This window comes from Mesorhizobium sp. NBSH29 (assembly GCF_015500055.1).
Taxonomy (GTDB): domain Bacteria; phylum Pseudomonadota; class Alphaproteobacteria; order Rhizobiales; family Rhizobiaceae; genus Neomesorhizobium.
The window spans coordinates 15,714-35,615 of record NZ_CP045495.1 but is presented as its reverse complement, the minus strand read 5'-3'; the positions used below and the strand labels follow the sequence as shown (position 1 = coordinate 35,615).

Annotated in this window: 14 protein-coding genes and 4 pseudogenes; 2 read left to right on the top strand and 16 right to left on the bottom strand. The window is 63.0% G+C overall.

From position 1 onward, the window contains the following. Positions 1–84: 84 nt before the first annotated feature. Positions 85–1,842, bottom strand: coding sequence for a ParB N-terminal domain-containing protein (locus tag GA830_RS19300; protein ID WP_195165285.1), 1,758 nt, complete (start codon positions 1,840–1,842; stop codon positions 85–87). Positions 1,843–2,192: 350 nt separating this feature from the next. Between GA830_RS19300 and GA830_RS19295 the strand changes: the two genes are divergently transcribed. Together GA830_RS19295 and GA830_RS19290 are read left to right on the top strand one after the other, a co-directional pair. After that, positions 2,193–2,543, top strand: a complete 351-nt coding sequence (locus GA830_RS19295; RefSeq protein ID WP_195165235.1) for an MbcA/ParS/Xre antitoxin family protein — start codon at positions 2,193–2,195, stop codon at positions 2,541–2,543. Positions 2,544–2,547: 4 nt separating this feature from the next. Next, a complete protein-coding gene (locus tag GA830_RS19290; RefSeq protein ID WP_195165284.1) occupies positions 2,548–3,045 on the top strand; it encodes an RES family NAD+ phosphorylase in 498 nt (165 codons plus the stop codon). A gap of 4 nt (positions 3,046–3,049) precedes the next feature. On the opposite strand, the pseudogene GA830_RS19285 reads toward GA830_RS19290, so the two are convergent. From GA830_RS19285 to GA830_RS19215, 15 genes and pseudogenes are all read right to left on the bottom strand, one after another. Continuing rightward, positions 3,050–8,170, bottom strand: a pseudogene (locus GA830_RS19285) (N-6 DNA methylase). 88 nt (positions 8,171–8,258) lie between these two features. Further along, entirely contained in the window at positions 8,259–8,657 is a 399-nt protein-coding gene (locus tag GA830_RS19280) for a DUF3085 domain-containing protein (protein ID WP_195165234.1), read from the bottom strand. 11 nt (positions 8,658–8,668) lie between these two features. After that, the gene (locus GA830_RS19275) at positions 8,669–9,274 is read right to left on the bottom strand and encodes a DUF1419 domain-containing protein (protein WP_195165233.1); all 606 of its coding nucleotides are present in this window, start codon (positions 9,272–9,274) and stop codon (positions 8,669–8,671) included. A gap of 141 nt (positions 9,275–9,415) precedes the next feature. Further along, positions 9,416–9,973, bottom strand: a pseudogene (locus GA830_RS19270) (DUF3991 and toprim domain-containing protein); the annotation flags it as partial. A gap of 69 nt (positions 9,974–10,042) precedes the next feature. After that, positions 10,043–10,792 carry an IS21-like element helper ATPase IstB gene (gene istB / locus GA830_RS19265; protein WP_374939345.1) on the bottom strand — a complete coding sequence of 250 codons (750 nt, stop codon included), beginning with the start codon at positions 10,790–10,792 and terminating at the stop codon, positions 10,043–10,045. A gap of 43 nt (positions 10,793–10,835) precedes the next feature. After that, on the bottom strand, positions 10,836–12,389 hold the full coding sequence (gene istA, locus GA830_RS19260) for an IS21 family transposase (RefSeq protein ID WP_195165230.1): 1,554 nt from the start codon (positions 12,387–12,389) through the stop codon (positions 10,836–10,838). Between the two features lie 176 nt (positions 12,390–12,565). Further along, a pseudogene (locus tag GA830_RS19255) lies at positions 12,566–13,030 on the bottom strand (hypothetical protein); the annotation flags it as partial. A 228-nt stretch (positions 13,031–13,258) separates the two neighbouring features. After that, the gene (locus GA830_RS19250; RefSeq protein ID WP_195165229.1) at positions 13,259–13,441 is read right to left on the bottom strand and encodes a hypothetical protein; all 183 of its coding nucleotides are present in this window, start codon (positions 13,439–13,441) and stop codon (positions 13,259–13,261) included. Positions 13,442–14,058: 617 nt separating this feature from the next. Next, positions 14,059–14,497, bottom strand: a pseudogene (locus tag GA830_RS20515) (DUF411 domain-containing protein). Positions 14,498–14,530: 33 nt separating this feature from the next. Next, positions 14,531–15,895 (bottom strand): adenylate/guanylate cyclase domain-containing protein, encoded by a 1,365-nt coding sequence (locus tag GA830_RS19240; protein ID WP_195165228.1) that lies wholly within the window; start codon positions 15,893–15,895, stop codon positions 14,531–14,533. A gap of 55 nt (positions 15,896–15,950) precedes the next feature. Next, positions 15,951–16,232, bottom strand: a complete 282-nt coding sequence (locus GA830_RS19235; protein WP_195165227.1) for a copper-binding protein — start codon at positions 16,230–16,232, stop codon at positions 15,951–15,953. Between the two features lie 27 nt (positions 16,233–16,259). Further along, positions 16,260–16,745 (bottom strand): cupredoxin domain-containing protein, encoded by a 486-nt coding sequence (locus GA830_RS19230; protein WP_195165226.1) that lies wholly within the window; start codon positions 16,743–16,745, stop codon positions 16,260–16,262. Between the two features lie 37 nt (positions 16,746–16,782). Continuing rightward, a complete protein-coding gene (locus tag GA830_RS19225) occupies positions 16,783–18,144 on the bottom strand; it encodes a multicopper oxidase family protein (protein WP_195165225.1) in 1,362 nt (453 codons plus the stop codon). An 18-nt stretch (positions 18,145–18,162) separates the two neighbouring features. Next, on the bottom strand, positions 18,163–19,635 hold the full coding sequence (locus tag GA830_RS19220) for a TolC family protein (RefSeq protein WP_195165224.1): 1,473 nt from the start codon (positions 19,633–19,635) through the stop codon (positions 18,163–18,165). Then, the gene (locus GA830_RS19215) at positions 19,632–19,862 is read right to left on the bottom strand and encodes a hypothetical protein (RefSeq protein WP_195165223.1); all 231 of its coding nucleotides are present in this window, start codon (positions 19,860–19,862) and stop codon (positions 19,632–19,634) included. The genes GA830_RS19220 and GA830_RS19215 overlap by 4 nt, the downstream gene beginning before the upstream one ends. Positions 19,863–19,902 lie beyond the last annotated feature (40 nt).

Below are 19,902 nucleotides of genomic sequence, written 5' to 3'. Positions count from 1 at the left end.
TTTAAACTGCTTGGAACGGAACCGCCGCCGGCATTGCTGCCGGCGGCGGAAATCGTTCGGAAGGATGATGAGGGGGGTGAGCGGCTACTCGGCTGCGACCCGGTAGGCTCCCAACTCCTCCTCGGAGGGCTGGTTCTCGCCACCATCGGCGTCGTCACCGACGAAGTCGTGAGCAGTCGGCGACGTCTGGTCGCCATCAAACTCATCCAGATGCTCCGGCGTGTCGCCGGAATCGGCATCTTCGTCGAGATCGGTGGTGGGCACGTTCTTCGCCATCCAGGACGCCAGCACGACCGCGTCGGGTGCGAACAGTGCTGCGGAATGGACGAAGCGCCCTTCCTTGAAGTGCTCGACAAGGGCTGCGCGGGTGTCATTGACGCGAGCGCGCGGCAGGATCGGCGTGTCCTTGCAGGACGCCTCCAAAGCCTGCCGCGACAGGCACGACAGAAACTCTTCCGTGCCCATGTTGGGCAAGAAGCTGTCGGCGCCGACCACCTCACCAGCAACTCGTGCGACAATGCCACTATCGGAACGGTTCTCTCGGCACGACAACACGTCGACCAGCACAGACCGTGCGGCGATGCGCAGCGTGTCCATGTCAAAGTCAAGCTTGCCGTCCTGGTCCAACAAAGGGACCGCATGACGTGAGAGGCTGGCATAGCCATAATAGGCAACGTCATTCTTGCCGGAGGCGACGGAGACGTTCTGTCCGGCAAAGGCGAGCACGAGCAGTGCCATCAGCGTGTCGTCCTCGATTGGCGCGCGAGAAAACGCTTCGTGGAGAGCATCGGTGCGTAAATCTCCAATCATCTCGTTGCCCTTGCGGGTCACATCGGGACGCGACTTCGCAGCGATCACCCCATCATCGGCGTCGGCAGTATCCACCACTCCGTTCATGCCCTTGGCCTTCTTCGGTGCCGGCATGCGATAAGCCACCGACTGAACGCGCCCATCACGGTCAAGATACATGGCCGTGCAATCGGATTTACCCGGCTTGCCGTAAACCCGCTCGGCCTTGGGCGGAAGCTTGGGCTCGCCATACTGGCCGACCTCAGCGATCACGCCGCGCTTCGGCAGGTGATTGGCCATCCACTCCTGCTGGGCGCCGAGGAAAGCCTCGACATCGGTGGTGTAGCGGCTGTCCTCGTCGGCCGGCGCAAACAGGTCTTCGACCCAGGCGATGCCGTAGGCTTGCGCCAGATCGTCCCCGAAGCTGGCATGTCGCGCAAACATTCGGGTCTTGGTCAGACCCTGCGCAACGCTCCACCACGACACCTGCGGATCGGCCTTCGACGGCTTGTGCTTCTTCCAGACCTCCTTCTGATCGTCGAGCGAGGCGGAAGCGATCGTGCGAAGCTGCTGCTCGTTCGGCATGTCGCCCTTCGCCATATGGTCGAGCATGGCTGGTTGGACATTGGCGAGAAGCCGCAGCTTCCTGATCTGACGCACCGGCAGAGCCAGTGCGACACCGATCGCCTCCTCGGTCCAGCCGAGCGCGACCAGGCGCTCGATCGCCCGCCACTGGTCAACCGGATTCAGCGCTTCGCGCGCGATGTTCTCGACCATCGAACGCATCGCCCCGTTGTCATTGGCGGCCTCGACGACGAGCACATCGATTTCCTCGAGCCCAGCCGCGATGGCTTGCTTTACGCGGCGGTGGCCGGAATCGATGATGAAGCCATTGCCGCCGCCGGTCTCGGCCGCGATGATGGGAGGCTGGACGAGGCCGACGGCCTTGATCGTCGCGAGAAGCAACGCGTCCGCCTGCGGCGTGGATTTGGACTGGCGCGCCTTGTCGGGATTGTCCTTCAACGCGCGCGGATCGACCTTTATGAGGTGCATGGGATATTCTCCTGTTCGGGTTTCCAGACCAGCCCGCTCGGGCGGTCCTTCCTCGTCTTCATCTCGAAGACATCCCCCCGCACGCGGAGCGGACGAGCCGGTGCAACTGCGGGCGAGCATCCCTGCCCGGCCGGCCAAGCGGGGCTGACAGCCCTGCGCGGGACGCCGCGGCCGGGATCGCGAGAGGCGCGGTTGAGCGGAAGCGCCACCGGTTCGGCCGATCGGCGAACCGGGTTTTTTCCCCTCTCCTCTCCCTTCCCCTCCGCACCTCACTATTCCCATTGAATGCCGCTTTAACAGACGCTATATTGCGTCATATTAATTGGCATCGATAACGGCAGGAGGCGGCTATGGGTCTCGTCCAATATTCCGACAACGGCCTCTTCGCACCGCGCAAGATCGCGGAAGCCTTCCGCACGACCAGCGAGGAAGTCGCCCGAACAGCGGGGCTTGGCAGGGACGCGGTCCAGCGCAAGGACCGCATTCGATCCGACAAGACCCAGCGCCGGCTGCGCGAGATGGTCGAGGTGATCAACAAGGTCGAGCCGCGTTTCGGTTCGCAGCTGATGGCCTATGCCTGGTATCGCTCGGAGCCGCTGCCGGGTTTCTCCGGCCAGACGGCGATGCAGCTCGTGCGCAGCGGCCGTGCCGACGACGTGCTGGAGTATGTCGACGCGGTCGACGCCGGCGTGCACGCCTGACACGGTGCTGTATCGTGGAAAGCTCTATCGGGCGCTGAATCCCATCTATGCGCGCGAACCGCTGTCGGGGCGCGGCGCGGAACTCTACGGTGGACGATTCAATCCCAAGGGCGTGCCGGCGCTCTACGGGTCGCTGTCGGTGATGACGGCGCTGCGTGAAGGCAACCAGGTCGGCAATCTCCAGCCGACGACGCTCGTTTCCTACGACGCTGAGATCGACGATCTGTTCGATTGTCGGGATGACCTTGCTCTCAAGGCGAGGGGAATGGACGCCGCTGCGCTCGCCGACGGCACATGGCGCGACGAGATGAAGGCGAGCGGGGAAGCACGAACGCAGGCGTTCGCCCGCAGGCTGATCGCCGGCGGCTATCAAGGCTTGCTGGTGAGAAGCTTCGCCCCAGGTGCTGCCGCCGACGATCTTAACTTGGTGCTTTGGAAATGGGGCGATGCGGCGCCTGCCCGCGTGATCCTGATCGACGACGAGAAACGCCTGTCGAGATAGCTACTTATGCAGCTTTCCGATCAGCTGGCCGGCCATTGCTGTTGCCGGCCAAATCGTCCGAGTCTGCCGCGAGAGCTTTGTCGACGTCGGCGAGCTGCTCGAGCTTCATCGCAAGCTCGGCTTCGAAGGCGAAGGCTTCACCCACGCGCGGTCAATACGACGCAAGGCGCTTGTGGGCGGCGTCGAGCCGCCGGCGATAGTTCTCCTGCTCACCCTCGAAATCGGCAAGAGCATGCTCAAGCCGGGCGATGGCGCCGATCGGCGTCGTGGTGATGGAAAGCTCGACCTCATGCTCGGCGCCGGTGCGTAGCAGCATGGTGGCGTACTGGAAGCCATCCTTCCCGAAACGCTCACCGGAGAATTTTAGATCGAAGCCGCCGACTGAGGCGATGACCGTCTCGCCGTCCTGCTGGAGCTGTACAAGGGTCAGGATTTCCTTCATCAGCGCGCGGCCGGCGAGCTTTCGTACGTCGAACGCCTCGCCAGTCACGGTCATGGCGAAGGCATCGCCTGTCGTTGGCGCCAGACGCTCGATGTCCTGCGCAATCTCGCCGATCCTCCGGGTCGCAAGTTCGATGTCGCGCTCGGCGTCGCGGATCTGCCGGCGGATCGCATGCTGGTCATCGATATGGGCGGCGCGCAACCGGTCGAGGCGGGCGATCTCGGCTTCCAGCCCCGCCTTCCGCATCAGGCGTTGATCGCCCGATGCAATAGCCTTGGCCATGGCAAACTGGTTCGCCTGCCCCTCGCCCATGTCTTCCAGCCGGCGAATGCTGGTGTCGCCGGAGAGTGCGGCGGCAATAAACCGGGCCTTGCGCTCATTGTTCTGCCACATGGTCGCGTCGAGCGAGCCGAGGGTCGCGTAGGCATAGAGGCCGACCTCGTCGTGCTGGTTGCCCTGCCGCACGATGCGGCCTTCGCGCTGCTCGATCTGGGAAGGCAGCCAGGGCACATCGAGATGGTGGAGCGCCTTCAGCCTCGCCTGCACGTTAACGCCGGTGCCCATGGTCTCTGAACTGCCAATCAGCACGCGGACCTTGCCGGCGTTGAAATCGTTGAACAGGCGCTGCTTGGCCTCGGATTTTTTGAAATCCTGCATATAGGCAATTTCCGAAGCGGGAACGCCCATGCGGACCAGTTCGTCGTGGATCCAGCGATAGGCGGAGAAACCCCGGCTCGCCTCGACATTGATGGTGCCGAGATCGGAGAAGACCAGTTGGCCGGCGCCCGATCGATCGAACGGCTTGCCGTCCTTGCGGACATATTCGTTCTCTGCCGTTTCCCGCCAGATGCGAAAAGCATTCTGGATGAGGGCATTGAGCTTGTTGGCCTCTTCATTCTCCATGTCCTGATCTACTAGGCGCAGATCAATCGCCGCATGGCGGCCATCGGTGATGACGGAGAGCAAAATATCGTCGCCGGGCTGGGGCGGCCCGTCGCGCAACTCGATCGCCTTGATGCGCTGGTCGAGGTGTCGCTGATAGGCCTTGAAGGCGGCGGTCGGCTCGGCCGTGATGATCTGGCGCTTGCCGCCTGCAATCTCCGGCACCTTCACATAGGCGCGCAGATCGACCGGCTGGACGACGTCCGCGAACGACCGGAACATGGCGATCAGTTCGGGGACGTTGACGAACTGCGCGAACCTCGTGACCGGTTTGTATTTGCCCGACGGCTGGAGCTCCAGTTCGGTGCTTGTATCACCGAATGTGCTCGCCCAGGCGTCGAACTCGTGCAGGCCACGCTGCGACAGGGCCGCGTGATCCATCAGCCGCTGCACCGTGAACATCTCGCCCAGCGTATTGGTGATCGGCGTGCCGGATGCCAGCACGAGCGCCCTGCCCGGGTTCTTCGTGTCGACAAAGCGGGATTTGACGAACAGGTCCCAGGCTCGCTGCGAGCCGTTCGGATCGACGCCCTTAAGCGTCGACATATTGGTCGCGAAGGAGAGTTTTCTGAACTCCTGCGCCTCGTCGACGATGATCTGGTCGACGCCGATCTCGGCAATGGTCAGCAGATCGTCCTTGCGGGTCGAGAGCGCCTCCAGCCTTTCCTTGTGGCCCTCCTTTATGCGCTCGATGCGCTTGCGCGACAGCCGGTCATCGCGGTCGACCTTGGTCAGCAGCTCCTCGTAGAGCTCGAGTTCGTCTTGGATCATCTGCGCCTCGAACGCCGATGGCACGGCGATGAAGCGGAAGGCCGAATGCGTGATGATGATCGCGTCCCAGTTTGCGGTTGCCGCGCGCGACAGGAAGCGGTGGCGCTTCTCCTTGATGAAATTCGTCTCGTCGGCGACGAGGATGCGGGCGTTCGGGTAGAGCGCCAGGAATTCGCGGGCGGCCTGCGCCAGGCAGTGGCCGGGCACGACCAGCATCGCCTTGTTGATCAGCCCGAGACGGCGCTGCTCCATGACAGCGGCGGCGATTGCCATGGTCTTGCCGGCGCCGACGGCGTGCGCGACATAGGTGCTTCCGGAAGAGATGATGCGCCAGATAACCCGCTTCTGGTGTCCATAAAGAGAAAGTGTGCAGCAAGCGCCCGGTAGCTGGAGATGATCGCCGTTGAAGGCTCGCGGCGCGATGTTGTTGAACGTGTCGTTGTAAAGCCGCGCCAGCCGGTCGGTACGATCAGGGTCGGACCAGATCCAGTTCTGGAAAGCGGTCTTGATCTTTTGCAGCTTCTCCTTGGCCGCTTCCGTCTCGACGGTGTTGAGCACGCGGCGTTCGGTGTCGCCATCCTTCACCGTGTCGAAGATCTGCGGGATGGAGGAATTCAACGCATCGGACAGGAGTTGCCCCGCGTCGCGGCGATGTGTTCCCCATTCCGTGGTGCCAGCGGCGCTCCACCCGAGCTGACGGGCATTCACCGTCCAGCAGGCGAGTGCTGGCGTGTGATGGATGGTGATATCGGCGTCCATCGCCTCCCTGACGAAGGCGACGATATCGGCGGCTGGAATCCAGGGTGCGCCGAGACGCGCGGTGATGTCCGAAGGCCGAAGGTCTGCCGGTTGGACCGCCTTCAACGCCTCGACATTGCGGGAGAAGGCCGGATCGAGCGTCGTGGCGGCCTCGGCCGCGACGAGCTTGGTGCGGACGGCGCCTGAGAGATAGGCATCGGCCGTCTGCCACGCCCCGGACGAGGGATCCTGAAAGATCGCCTGCCCCAGCTCGTCGATCACCTCGGTGACATCCCGATGGAGCAGTTCGGCGATGTGATCGGGATCGACATGCCCGCGCTCGTTCAGAACGACCGCGAGCGCATCGGCTGCGCTGGTGATGACCGGCGGCGGGGGTGGCGCGATGACGCGCTCGGAAAAGATCGGCCCGGGTCTGGCCGTGTTGGTCTCGATGTCAAAATCCTCGATCGAGGCGACCAGCCAGCAATCGGGATCGTCAAGGAACGGCTGGATGTTGGGACGGCGGTGGGTCTCGCGGACCTCACCGGTCTCGCTGTCTTCCGTCGTGGAGACCGTGGTGAAATTGATGGGGCCGAATTCGCGCACGAAGCTCGACCAGGCAATGCGCAGCCTGACCTGCGCTGGCTTCCACGGCCGGTCGAACTCCTGGGCCTTCAGCACTTCGCGTACGGCGTCGCGGATCGGGACCAGCTTGCGGATGATGCGGACATGCTTTTCCGGGATGCCGTCGCCCGTCCTGCCCTTCCGAATCTGGATCGTCACAGGCTCGCCGTCCACCAGCTGCATCAGCGCGGTGTTCTGGCCGATGAAATAGCTGCCGTCGCGGATTGCCGCGCCATCGGCGGCGTTACGGACCGGCGCCTCAACCTGCTCGTCAGCGTCCGCTCCAACCTCTTCAGGCTCGCTGTCATAAATGGCTTCCGGAAGGAGATGCATGGCAGCGGTCAACGCCGCGTCGAGGTTCGTCCCGGGATGAGGCAAGCAGGTATAGGTCTCGCCGAAGGGGCCAGTCCTCAGGGCGTGCTGCCCAAGGACAAAGTCAGGATGCCGGGCAAACCAGCGGTTGACGCGTATCGCCCCTTCATCCTTCGACGCCGGGCGCACCTCCTCAAGGTCGAGCCAGGAGACATCTCCTTCCGGTTCATCCTCTTTGCGCTTGCGAAAGAACAGGACGTCGACCACGACATCCGTTCCGGCATCGGCGCGAAAACTGCCCTCCGGCAGGCGGATGGCAGCGATCAGATCCGCCATTGTGGCGATGTGCTCGCGGGCGCGGGCATCGGCCTTGTCCATCGTGCCGCTGGAGGTAACGAAGGCGGCAAGTCCGCCCGGCTTCAGTCGAGAGACAGCCTTTGCAATGAAGTAGTCGTGCAGCCGGAAGCCATTTGAGCGATATGCGGGGTCGGACCGGACGATCCTGTCCGAGAACGGCGGATTGCCGATCGCCAGATCGAAATGTTCGGCCAAGTCGACCCGCGCGAAATCCTGGTTGAGGATGCGGGCGTTTGGTTGAAGGAGGCGGGCGATCCGTGCCGTGACCGGATCGATCTCGATGCCGGTGACTTGGCTGGCATCGCGCAAAACCTCCGGCATCAGCGCCGGAATCAGACCCGTGCCCATGCCAGGCTCCAGCACGCGGCCGCCGCGGAACCCCAGCCGCTGCAAGCCGGCCCAGATCGCTCGAATAATGTATTCCGGTGTGAAATGGGCATACTGGGTGCAGCGGGCCAGCGAAGCGTAGTCCGCCCCGTCGACGGCTTCCTCCAGCTCGATGCCGATCCCCTCCCAGCCCTTGCGGAAGGTCTGCGCGCCGGGGCGGCGGAATACGCCGTTCGCCAGTTCTGAAGCTCCAAAGCCGGTGAACCGGATCAGCGCTGCCTGTTCCTGGGGCGTGGCAGGCCGCTGCTGGTCGACGATATCGGCGGCGAGCCGTATGGCGGCGAGATTGTTACGAGCCCGGTCCCGCCAGGTTTTGGCAAGGCCGCGGGTCGCCGCGAGTTTGAAGTTTTCGCCCTTGTCGACCAGGTGCGCTCGAGCGGGCGATGCGGCCGCGGCGATTGGCATGGCCGGCGCCGGTGAGACGGGAGGCGGATCGTCATCGTCCGGACTGTCGGCGAAGGACGTCGAAAACGCCGTCACCCCGATGCCGAGGCCCGAGGATAGCGCCGTGTTTCCGAACAGGTCGAGCGTGAAGGGGTCGTCATGGGACATGGGAAATCTCCTGGGATTTTTGGGCGCGCGCGTTTCCCGCGGACGGCGGTTTCGGCCGCGTGAGAGGCTGGCGTGGGGGGTGAAGGGGCTAGCGGGTGATCAAGGACAGCGAGACTTCCGTCTCGGTCAGCTGCACGTGCAGATGCGTGCAGCTGAAGTCCCGGTCGAACAGCGGGATGAGCCTTTCGGCGTCGATGAATTCGATCCCATCGTCACCGCCGAAATGGCGGTGCTTGTAATGAAACCAGTCGGGATTGCCGACCGGGTGGCACTCGTCGGAATAGAACACGAGCGGGCGGTCACCGTCGGCGAGTTTGCCGTTCGACATGATGTAGACCCCCTGGTCTCCGACCAGCCAGAGGCCGGGGATCTCGCCCTTGCCGGGCTTGAGGCCGTAATACGGGTTGCGGAATCCGCCATTGGCGGCGGCATCGGTCTTTCCGCGTTCGATGACCTTGCGAACGCCGAGTACGGGAAACGTGAACATTGCCGCCCCTCTCACGCCGCGATCGCGTCGGGGAGGGTGCGCAGATGCACCGGGAGCTTGGTGGAGATCACTTCGTCGGTGAGATCGTCGAGCAGACTCAGCGTCGTGCCCCGGCTGCCGCCGTATACGGTGATGGTGCGCTTGCCGCGTGACGGCTCCGGCCAGCGTTCACCGGCATAGCTGCGATAATTATCATGGGTCGCGCTCCAGATGTGATCGAGGCGCTCGGTCCGCGTCATCGCCTTCACCGGCCGAGATTCCCGGTCGACGATCGCGACACGCATCCGGTCGGGCGAGGGCTTGTCGGAAAGATCGCAATAGCCGTGGAAGTGGCGAAGCTCGCCGTCTATCGTCAGCGCGAAGAAGACGCTGGTGACGCTGTCGGTCAGGAATTCGCGCATCGCGAACATGTCGCCGCGCATCCAGAATGGCGGCAGTATCTCGAACATATAATCGTGGTCCACCGCGCCGATTTCGAACCATTCGCCGGCGTAGAGTGCGCCGGCATCGTCCTGCCAGCGGTTGGGCCGCTGCGCATGACGGTCGAACATGCGGAACATCTGGCACCGGTCGGGGACGCCCTGGAAGATCTTGCGGATTGAGGAGAGGTGAAGCATGGGAGCGGCTCCTTCGGCCTTGCCGGGGCTGGAGCGCGGCTCATCCTTCCGATTTCGCCGTCAATTCAACCCTTCCTGACCACTCCCCGCGGCCGCCTCTCCGTCCGGCCGGGTCAAGGGCCGCGGAACGCGGGCGAAGCTTCACCCTTGACGCGGACGGCGGGCATGCGGCAGCCGGGTTTCCCCTCTCCCCTCTCCCCTCTCCCCTCACCCGTCTCTCTCCCTCCCTCTGAACGCATGCAGTTCTTCGTTCCAATCCTCGTGTGCAGGCGCCAGCCGCTCGTAGCCGCAGCCCGCAGCAACGGCGATCGCCTCGATACGGCCGGCATAGACCTCGCCTTGCGCATTGTTATCGGTCGCCGCAACGAGCTGCACATTGGGACGGGCGGCAAGCACCCGAATGGCCGCTTCAGTGGCCGGCGCCCATCCGCCACCCGTGCTGATATAGAGGCTGTCGAAGCGGAGGTTGTCGATCGCGGCGAAGCTCATCGCGTCGATCGCCGCCTCGGTAATGCAGAGGCGGGTGGCGCCGATCGGCCCGAGGCGGAACAGGACCTTTGCGCCGCCGCTGGCAAAGCCCCGCCATTCCGGCCCGCGTTCTTCCCAGCCGGTAACGGCGCCGTCATCATCGACATGTGCCGCCCACATGCTGCCGCGAGGCCTGCGCATTTCGCAAAAACGGGACAGTCGTTCCGCTAAGTCGCGGACAGCTGTTTCACTAATTCCCGGACAGCAGGATGGTGTCGGTCCTCAGTTGCCTGATTGAAGTCATTTGCGATTGATTTCGCCGTTTTCGTCGCCGGTCAAGGGCGGCGGTGTTTTTTGCTTTCTCATGCTGTCCCCTTCGAGCGCGATGCGATGGGCATTGTGGATGATCCGGTCAAGAATGGCGTCGGCAATTGTCGGTTCTCCGATCATGCTGTGCCATTGCGCGACGGGGAGTTGCGCGGTGATCAGCGTGGATTTCCGGCGATAGCGCTCCTCGAAGATTTCCAGAAGATCGAGACGTTGCTGGTCGTTCAGTGTGTGGGTGCCCCAATCATCAAGGATCAGCAGTTGCACCCGGGCCAGCTTGTCGACGAGCCGCGGGAAGCGTCCATCGAGGCGCGCCAGGCCGAGATCCTCGAACAGACGCGGCATGCGCAGATAGAGCACCGAATGGTCGAGCCTCGCCGCCTGCCGTCCGATGGCGCAGGCCAACCAGGTCTTTCCGGTGCCGGTCTGCCCGGTGATGATCAGGTTCTCGTGGGCCTTCAGCCATGCGCCCTGGGCCAGCGATAACGTGTTGCGCCGATCGAGACCGCGATGGGCGGCGAAGTCGATGTTCTCGATGCAGGCATCCGCAAAACGCAGCCTTGCCGCGGCGAGCCGATTGGTCAAACGCTTGTCGGCGCGGATGGCTGTTTCACGATCGAGCATCAGGCCGAGCCACTCATCGCGACTGAGCTTATCGGCGTTATTCTGTTCGGCCAGTTCCCGGTAGGCAGTAGCCATTCCGCCAAGGCCGAGGGCCTGCATCTGGTCGAGAGTGGGATGTGTCAGCACGTGTCTGTTCCTTCCTTCATTGATAATAGGAGCCGCCGCGAATGTTGGTGTGCGGCGGTGCTGGTTTGACAGGCGCTGCCGCGGGCGGCGCGCGGTCGAGGCCGGATTTGAGGATGGCGCTGACGGAGGAGTAGGTGATCGCGTTGATCATCAGCGCGCGCTCGCAGGCCGCCTCCAGTCGATCCCGTTCATAGCGCCGGGCCAGCGAGAGGATGCCGAAGGCGGAACGGAATCCCTGCTCTGGGTGAGGTCGATCGCGCATCATGCGCTCGACCAGAATGGCCGTGTTGGCGCCGATGCTGGCCGCCTGCCGGATCAGGCTCGCCGGCGTCGTGTTGGCATAGCGCTGATGGGCCTTGGGCATATGCTCGTTGACGGTGACATGGCCGGAACGCTGCGAGCGACGGACATGACTGGCGACCCGCTTGTGATCATTGAAGATCTCGACCACCCGGTGGGTTAGCCGCACGTCCACGCGCCGGCCGATCAGCGCATGCGGCGCCGAATAGAAGGTTCTGTCGACCTCGACATGGTAGTCGGGATGGACCTTGGCCGATTTCCATTCCGCGTATTCGAACGGCGCCGCCGGCAACGGCGACAGCGCCGAGCGCTCGATCTCCTCGAACATCTCCCGGCGGCTCTTGCCGACATGGCGCATGGGCCGGTTATTCAGGTCTTCCAGCAGCACCGCGATGGCGGCATTCAGATCGGCAAGGCTGAAGAAGCGCCTGTTGCGCAGCCGGGCCAGGATCCAGCGTTCGACGATCAGCACCGCGCCCTCGACCTTTCCCTTGTCGCGCGGCTTGCGGCTTCGGGTCGGCAGGATCGTCGTGTCGTAATGTTCGGCCATGGCGGCGAAGGTCTGGTTGAGCGTCGGCTCGAACCACAGCGCCTTGACAACGCCCGCCTTCAGATTGTCGCAGACGATCGCCTTCGGCACGCCGCCGAAGAAGCTCAAGGCCCGGCACTGCCCCTCGATCCAGTCGGGCAGCTTCTGACTGAAGCTGGCATGAGCGAAGGTGAAGGACGACGCGCCCAGCACGGCCACGAAGATTTGCGCCTGGCGGATGAAGCCGGTATCGGGATCGACAATGGACACCGTTTGGCCGGCATAATCGGTCTGCATCACTGCGCCCGCCACGTGACGGTTGCGGAATGTCGCGCTCGTCCGGCGCTGGAACGCGCCGAACCTGTCGCAGAACCAGGTGTAGCCATAACCGTCGGGATGGGCGGCGCGATATTCCTGCCAAAGCAGCGTCAGCGTCACGCCCTTGCGCTTCAGCTCGAGCGCGATCATCGCCCAATCCGGCTCGCTCAGATCCTGCGGCGGACGGCCCACCCGCCGGAACAGAAGCCCTTCAAGCGCCGCATCATCGTCACAGCCAGGCGGCAGCGGCCAGCCGCAAAGCCCCGCCTCTCGCGCTCGCAACAGATAGGTCGAAACAGAGGTCTTGCTGATCCGCAGCCGCTCCGACACCGCACGCACTGAAAGCCCATGCTCATGCGCCAGCCGCAGGATCGATCGTATGTCCTTCACGCTCGTTCGTCTCGCTTGCTTCCGTCTTGGCATGGCCCCTCTCAACCCGATGGTGAGAGGGCAAAATGTCAGAACGGCGCTCCCGAGAACCGACCGTCATATCCGCCCCGAAAACTGTCCGGGAATTAGCGGAATCACTGTCCCGTATTTACTGAAATCGCTGTCCGCGATTTACCGGAATCGGTGTCCGCGATTTAGTGAAACACGCAGCGAGGCCCTTCGCGAAGCCGATCGTGCTGGATCGCGGCGCGGAGGACGGTATCCGGAAGACCACGTTCATCGCGCAGATAGCGCCAGGTCATGGAGCTCCGCCATGGCCTGCGTCTCGCACTCCATCGCTCGTGAACGCCGAGATGCGGATCGCGCTCGCGGGAGCGCCTCGTCCAGACGGGTTCGCTGGGCACGAACCCGACCAGTTCCAAGACCCGCTGGAGCACCTCTGCGAAGCCGATGTCGTCGAGATGCTCGACAAGCGAGAACACGTCGCCCTTGACGTCGGAGAGAGGATCGAACCAGCCCTTGCCGTCATGGATCACGATGATGATCTCTTCACCCCGCCGGTATTTGACAGCCTTGCGTGTGCTCTCTTTCAGATCGATCGCAAATCCGGCCTTCTCGAGCACGGCCGCGCAGGGAACGCGCTCCCTCAGCTCCTCAATGTCTCTCTTTTCCATTTCTCTTCCCGACACGCCTCCGGGTCGGACCTTTCCCGCTCAAGTTTCCTCTTCCCGCACCTCGCGGGACCATCCCCGCCTCCGCGAAGAGCGAAGGGGGCAAGGGCGCGTCTGGCAACTGATAAAATATGCAGGGCGCGCAGCGCCGTGACATCAACCAGACGCGGCGCAGCGTCCCTTGCGGCCGCCCGCGCGCGAGCGGTACACGCCCGTCAGGGCGAACCCGGCTCAATGAGCCGGGCCGTACTGGTGGGGATCGTACTCATGGACGATGACCACGTCGGCGTCATCGAGTTCGTCACTCGGCAGCACGCCGAACTCTCCATCGACCTGGAACAGTGTGACCGGGACCATCAGGGTGCGGGCGAGCTGGAACGCGTGGGACTGGGCGAGGGAAAGATCGTGCGACATTTGAGGGCTCCACCTTTGAGCGAGGCCGATCCCCGCTCGATGGCTCCGTCAGTGTCCTCAACCGGCCGCGATCACCGCGCAGGCGAAGCCGCAGCGGCGGCATGCTCCGCATAGCCGACCCCTGGCGGGTTGATCGTGGAAGGCCGGGCGGAGGACCAGGAAAGCCATCCATGGAGAGCGGGGTCGGACTTGCTCCGAAGGTGGTCCGTGCCCTCTCGCACGCTCTTTTCCCGGATGCCGAACCACAATGCCGCACCGGGGACACATCCGGTCCGGTCCAGCGCCTCAGGTTGAAAAGACGGCTTCCGTGCCGTGCCGAAGCGATCTCGGCGCGGCCGCCAGTTCAATCGTCATGGCTGCGAGAAGCCTCTCCGCGTCGCGTCTCATCGTCGACGATCGCCTGGACCACTGCGATATCCATATGCGAACGAGGCGAGATCCTCGCGATTTCGGCCGCCACCTTGGCATGCTGATAGGCAACGGACCTGACTCACGTTCAGCCGTTTTCGGACTTCGACGCTGACGCGATGCGTCTCACCCAAGACAAGATGCTGGAATTACGTATCGGGGAGCGGCACCAAATGCCTCGCGCTATCGCGTGCAAAGTTTTCCTCGACCTATTTGCCGACGTGCTCAAATACGATCGAAACACTATCCTTACCCACCGCGAAAACGTCATAGCTGGCTTCGGGATGGCTGCCCATCCCAAGGGAGCCTTTGGGCATACCCGGCACCGCCAAGCCCGCGATCGGCGGCCGCTCTTCTAGCAGACGCGCAATCGCATGGAGCGGCACATGCCCTTCCACATAATAGCCGTCAACCATCGCGGTATGGCACCCCTGCAGCTTGTCCGGAATACCGAGAGACTTTGTCATCGGCCCCAAATCGTCACTGTCATGCAATGTGACCCGATAGCCCGCCTGGCGCAGCGCGGATCGCCCACGCGCCGCAGCAGCCGCACCACGGGTTCTTATGCACCGCCACGGCAGGTTTAACGGCGGCTTGCGCGCCGGTTGCCACCGTTGCCATCAGCAGCAGCAGGATTCGCCTGTTCATGATTAGCGCCTTTCATGTGAACGCGGTCGGACTTCATGCGTCGGAACGCAACATGGAGGAGGAGGGCAACCGCGTGACGGCATTAACTTCATTTGAAGAATTAGCAGTTTTGAGGTGCCGGGGACGGTAGGCTATATTAATCGGGATTCTACGGCCGGTCAGTGCGACGCCCTTCTTGAAGAGCCAGCCACCGGACCTCCTAGCCCTAGGCGTGCGCGCCAGCAGAGCGAAGGACACAACCAGCGTCGCGCCCAACTCTTTGGTCAGCGACTCAAGACGCTGGGCGACATTGACGGCATCTCCGAACACCGTGAACTCGTCGTGGCTGCCGCTATCCAGCACGCCGCCGATCACCATTCCGTAGTGAACACCAATTCCCGCCTGAAAGGTCGCATGATCGACTGTATGGAAGGGCTGCCACGCCTGTAACCGATCGCAAAGCTCCAAGGCGCAGCACAAGGCCCGCTCGGCATCGTCATCCCGAGCCGCCGGCTGGCCAAACACTGCCATGACGCCATCACCAATAAATTTATCGACGGTGCCACCGAAGGCAAAGACCGTACCCGCAACAAGCTGCCGGTATTCAGTTAGCACGTGCGCGAGGTGTGCTGGCGAAGCATGTTCTGCGTAGCTCGTGAAATCGCGCAAGTCGACGAACATGATCGCCGCAGGGCGTCTTTGCAGGGCGAGCGAGCGACCAGCCTCCTGCAGCTCCGCGACAACGAATGGCGAGAAAAATCGCGAAAGATTGTGCCGCCAGCGATCGATCCTGTGCGTTTCACGACGCGCGCGTTGGTGGTCCACCGCCAGGAGGCCGGCCGACATCGCGGTCAATCCGAACGTCAGGGCAAGGCCGGAATCAAGGCTAAGAAAAACCGGCCAGAATGTGCCGGGAGCCTCCGGCTCATGGCGCCAGGCCATCAACGCGAGCATGACGAGCCAGGCGCAGAAAACCACGGACGAGAACAGAACGATCAGGCGCCCTCGCAGGGTCATGCCAACATGGCTTAGGAATAGAAAAGGTATGACAAGGCTAGCCGTCGTCAGTCCGTGAGGCTGTGAGACGAGCGCGCCCAGAATATGCTCATAGAGAACGGCCGTGACAAAAACCGCGTCCAGGATCACCCAATAGAGCTGTTGAGCCGGCGGGTCTGTGCGCCAGAGCGAGAGCGCCGACAGCAGTGCACAGGCGAGCAGATAAACCGCAAGCGCGGGTACGAAGAACAATATCCCACGGCCGCTGCCGACGAAGATCAGCGCGACCGCGGCCAGAACGGCCGCCGTCCGCAGGTAGAGTGACATGATCCTGAGGTCGGCGCCCAGATTGCACGCGATCCCGCGAATATTTACGAGCAGTTGCCTCAAATTGGCAGCATGCAGATAAGCCAGCACGTTCATGTCGCGACTTGAGGGGGACCTCGCCGCGGTCCCAGAGGCCGCGGCAAGGAATTCCTTACTTGATTTCAACGACGGTGATGCGGCCGTTGACGCGGTCGGCTATGAACTCGATCGCCTGCCCCGGCTTGACCTTTTCAAGCATGGCGTCGTCCGCGACGACAAACACCATCGTCATGGCCGGCATGTCGAGATTCTCAAGCGCCTCGTGCTTGATGGTGATTTTCTTCTGTTTAGCGTCCACCTTGGTCACCTCGCCCTTGGTGAACTCGGCGGTAAAACCCGGTTGCGCAGCGGCGAGGCCAAGCATCGCCGCGAGTGCCATTTTGCGTAGGATCATGCGTCTTCTCCTGTATGGATTGTCGAGTTACTTGCCCGAGACTTTCAGAGCCCCCTTCATTCCAGACTCGTAGTGGCCAGGAATGAGGCAGGCGAACGAGAACTCGCCGGCGTTGGCGAAGGTCCAGAGGATCTCGCCGCGTTCGCCGGCCTTGAGACGGATCGCGTTCGGGTCGTCGTGTTCCATTTCCGGGAACTTGGCCATGACTTCCTTGTGCTCCATGACGGCCTCGTGCGTATCCATCACGAACTCATGATCCTGCTCGCCGCTGTTCACGAACTTCAGGCGAATGGTCTCGCCCTGGCGTACGGCGATGGTCGACGGTTCGAAGACCATGCCGCCGTCCGACTTGTCCTTCATGACGACGTTGATGGTGCGCTTGGGCTTTGCTTCGCCCGCCGGCTGGCCGATGGCCATGCCTTCCTCTCCGTGCCCACCGGCATGTTTGCCGGCGGCCAGGGCCGCGGTGACGGTAAGCGCCGCGACAGCAGTCGCGATAAGGATTTTTTTCATGTTAGGTCTACCTTTCTCGTTTTTGGGGATTGGCTTGTCAGCCCTGTTTGCCGTGGTTGCCGTGCGGACCTGCCGGAACCATCGTTTTTGCGTCGCCTGCCTTGACCGGCTGCGGGACCTCGCCGGTCCACTCGTAAGCGACGGTTCCTTCCGGGTGCTCATACCAGCCCGGATCGGCGTAATCGTTCGCGGAGATGCCCTCGCGAACCTTCACGACCGAGAACATGCCGCCCATTTCGATGGCGCCGAACTGGCCCCATCCAGTCATCATCGGAATGGTGTTATCGGGGAGCGGCATCTCCATCTCGCCCATGTCCGCCATGCCGCGATTGCCCATGGGCATGTAGTCCGGCGACACCTGCTGGATCTTCTTGGCCAAGGCGGACTTGTCGACGCCGATGAAGGTCGGCACGTCGTGGCCCATGGCGTTCATGGTGTGATGTGACTTGTGGCAGTGGATGGCCCAGTCGCCGAGATACTTGGCGTCGAACTCGTAGGCCCGCATCGCGCCGACGGGGATGTCGATGGAGACCTCCGGCCAACGCGCCTCGGGTCGCACCCACCCACCGTCCGTGCATGTCACCTCGAAATCATAGCCATGCATATGGATCGGGTGGTTGGTCATGGTGAGATTGCCGACCCTCACCCGAACCCTGTCGTCCTTGTTGACGACAAGGTGGCTGATCCCTGGAAACACCCTGCTGTTCCAGGTCCAAAGATTGAAGTCGGTCATCTCCATGACTCTGGGCACGTACGAGCCCGGCTCGATGTCGAATGCGTTCAGGAGGAACACGAAGTCGCGATCAACCCGGTGCAGCTTCGGATCCTTGGGATGAATGACGAAGAACCCCATCATTCCCATCGCCATCTGGACCATCTCGTCGGCGTGCGGGTGGTACATGAAGGTGCCGCTCTTCACGAGATCGAACTCGTAGACGAAGGTCTTGCCTGGCGGGATGCCCGGCTGCGTCAGGCCCGTCACGCCGTCCATGCCGCATGGTAGGATCATTCCGTGCCAGTGGATCGTAGTGTGCTCGGGCAGCCTATTGGTGACGAAGATGCGGACGCGGTCGCCCTCGACGGCCTCGATCGTTGGTCCGGGCGACTGGCCGTTGTAGCCCCACAGGTAGGCTGTCATGCCGGGCCCGAGTTCGCGCTCGACCGGCTCGGCGACAAGGTGGAACTCCTTGACGCCGTTGATCACGCGATGGGGAGCCGTCCAACCATTCAGGGTTACCACCGGCTGGTAGTCCGGGCCGCTGGACGGGAAGATCGGTGGCTGCATGTCGGGGGATTCCATGATCGGCGCGTCAGGCAACCCCTGCGCCGATGTCTTGGTCCACGCGGCCGCCCCGACCAAAAGGGCGCTAGCGCCAAGCATCTGTCGTCTTGAGAGCATTGTCGTCATTCCTTCTGATTAATGCCCGCCGCCGGCGCTTACGGCGGCCGGCGTGGCTTCTCCGCCTCCAGCTTCCGCAGGCACCCCGCCACCGCCGTAGACAGCAGTGGCTAACGCGGCATCGGCGAGCCAGAAGTCGCGCTTGGCGTTGACGGATTGCAGCAGCGAGTCCGTGCGGGCACGGGTGTCGGCGAGCAGTTCAAATGTGTTGGTGATCATGCCGTTGTAGGTCAGGGTGGCCTGTTCGGCGATCGCCGTTCTGAGCGGCACCACACTGTTGCGGTAGTGGCGGGCGATGTCGTACGTTGCCTGTCGGGCATTGTGGGCCTGGCGCGCCTCGGAACGGATATTGACCGCCCGCTCGGCAAGCAGGTTTGCGGCCCGCATGTAAGCCATTTCGGACTGACGCATGCGGGCTTGGCCGGTATCAAAGATCGGGATCGTGAATTCCAGATCGATGACTGGCAGGACTTCGGTTTTGGTTTTCGGGGAGGTGCCTTCCTCTTCGGCCTCTTCCGTCTCGCGCTCGACCTCCACCCCGGCGAGCAGGTTGACGTCGGAGACGTACCGTGTCGCCTTGGTTAAACCGTAGCTCTGCGCAAGAGCCTCAAGTTCGAGCCTTGCGATCTCGAGATCGACCCGGTTCCTGAGGGCCTCGGCCTCGATTGCCCGCTTATCCGCACCACGCGCAGGCAACTTGGACAATGATCCGGGAAGCTTGTAGTCAATGTCGGCGCCCCACAGCCCCATTGCCCGGTTAAGCGCCTCCCGGGCATTGCGGGCTTCCAGCCGCGCGCTGGCGGACTGTCCCGCCAGTTCGGCATACAGTACATGTTCCCGTGCCTGGGCGGTCTTCGGGAAGGCGCCGGTCTCACCGAGTTTCTTGGCCAGCTCCGATGCTGCGTCCGCTGTCTGCTGGGCTTTGTACAGATAGCCCAGCGCCTCGTTGGACGCGACAGCATTAATCCATGCGCGCCGGGTGTCGGCGGCCAGCCTGAGGGTTGCCTCGGCGGCGACCAGTTGGGCCTGCCGGAAGCGGGCGTCTGCGACCGCCATGCGTCGGCGCCGGGTTATCGCGGACATGATATTGGTTACTACTGCGGACTCGATGACCCGGACCGGATCGATGCCAGTAACACCGATTCCGAATGAGGGATTGACCGGGAGGCTTTCCTGCCAAAGCTCGGCTGCGGACGTGCCGATGTCGGCATAGGCGGCTTGCAACCCCTTATTGTTCAGGAGTGCGACCTTGACCGCGAGGTCGGCATCGATGGTCTTGCCTCTCACGAGGCTCCGGATCTTGTCTGCCGTCGCCTGTGCTTCAGCGTTGGACTGGATCCAGACCGGCTGCTGACCGGTTACCGACGTGGTTCGGCCCGCAACTGCCGTAAAGCCAGCCTTGGGATCACTAACGTCGAGGGTGCCGCTCGTGGCGCAGCCGGCGAGCAGCGCCGAGGTGGCCAGAATGGAAAGGCGAGCGAGCCCGATCATGAGCCCGCTCCCTTGTCTGCGGGCGACAGGTCGTCGTTGAGTTTGCGCCAGTTCTGCGGATCGGTCGGCTCCCTGTGCGTATAGCTTACAACCGGATGATAATGATTGTCGGTGATGCCGTAGGTCGGATCAGCCGGGGTAAAAGCCGGCGTGACCTCGGGAGGCATGGTATTGCAGCCGGCAAGGACAAGCGACGCCCCCAGCGCCGCGGAAACGGAGATGTTCATAAGGGAACCTGAAAGCTGGAACGAAAGTCAGCGGCAACGG

Coding starts and splice junctions, on each gene's coding strand:
- istA (WP_195165230.1), bottom strand. CDS start 12,389: ATGCCAAGACGGAAGCAAGCGAGACGAACGAGCGTGAAGGACATACGA.
- GA830_RS19225 (WP_195165225.1), bottom strand. CDS start 18,144: ATGCTCTCAAGACGACAGATGCTTGGCGCTAGCGCCCTTTTGGTCGGG.
- GA830_RS19295 (WP_195165235.1), top strand. CDS start 2,193: ATGGGTCTCGTCCAATATTCCGACAACGGCCTCTTCGCACCGCGCAAG.
- GA830_RS19300 (WP_195165285.1), bottom strand. CDS start 1,842: ATGCACCTCATAAAGGTCGATCCGCGCGCGTTGAAGGACAATCCCGAC.
- GA830_RS19230 (WP_195165226.1), bottom strand. CDS start 16,745: ATGAAAAAAATCCTTATCGCGACTGCTGTCGCGGCGCTTACCGTCACC.
- GA830_RS19220 (WP_195165224.1), bottom strand. CDS start 19,635: ATGATCGGGCTCGCTCGCCTTTCCATTCTGGCCACCTCGGCGCTGCTC.
- GA830_RS19235 (WP_195165227.1), bottom strand. CDS start 16,232: ATGATCCTACGCAAAATGGCACTCGCGGCGATGCTTGGCCTCGCCGCT.
- GA830_RS19240 (WP_195165228.1), bottom strand. CDS start 15,895: ATGAACGTGCTGGCTTATCTGCATGCTGCCAATTTGAGGCAACTGCTC.
- istB (WP_374939345.1), bottom strand. CDS start 10,792: ATGCAGGCCCTCGGCCTTGGCGGAATGGCTACTGCCTACCGGGAACTG.
- GA830_RS19250 (WP_195165229.1), bottom strand. CDS start 13,441: ATGTCGCACGATCTTTCCCTCGCCCAGTCCCACGCGTTCCAGCTCGCC.
- GA830_RS19215 (WP_195165223.1), bottom strand. CDS start 19,862: ATGAACATCTCCGTTTCCGCGGCGCTGGGGGCGTCGCTTGTCCTTGCC.
- GA830_RS19280 (WP_195165234.1), bottom strand. CDS start 8,657: ATGTTCACGTTTCCCGTACTCGGCGTTCGCAAGGTCATCGAACGCGGA.
- GA830_RS19275 (WP_195165233.1), bottom strand. CDS start 9,274: ATGCTTCACCTCTCCTCAATCCGCAAGATCTTCCAGGGCGTCCCCGAC.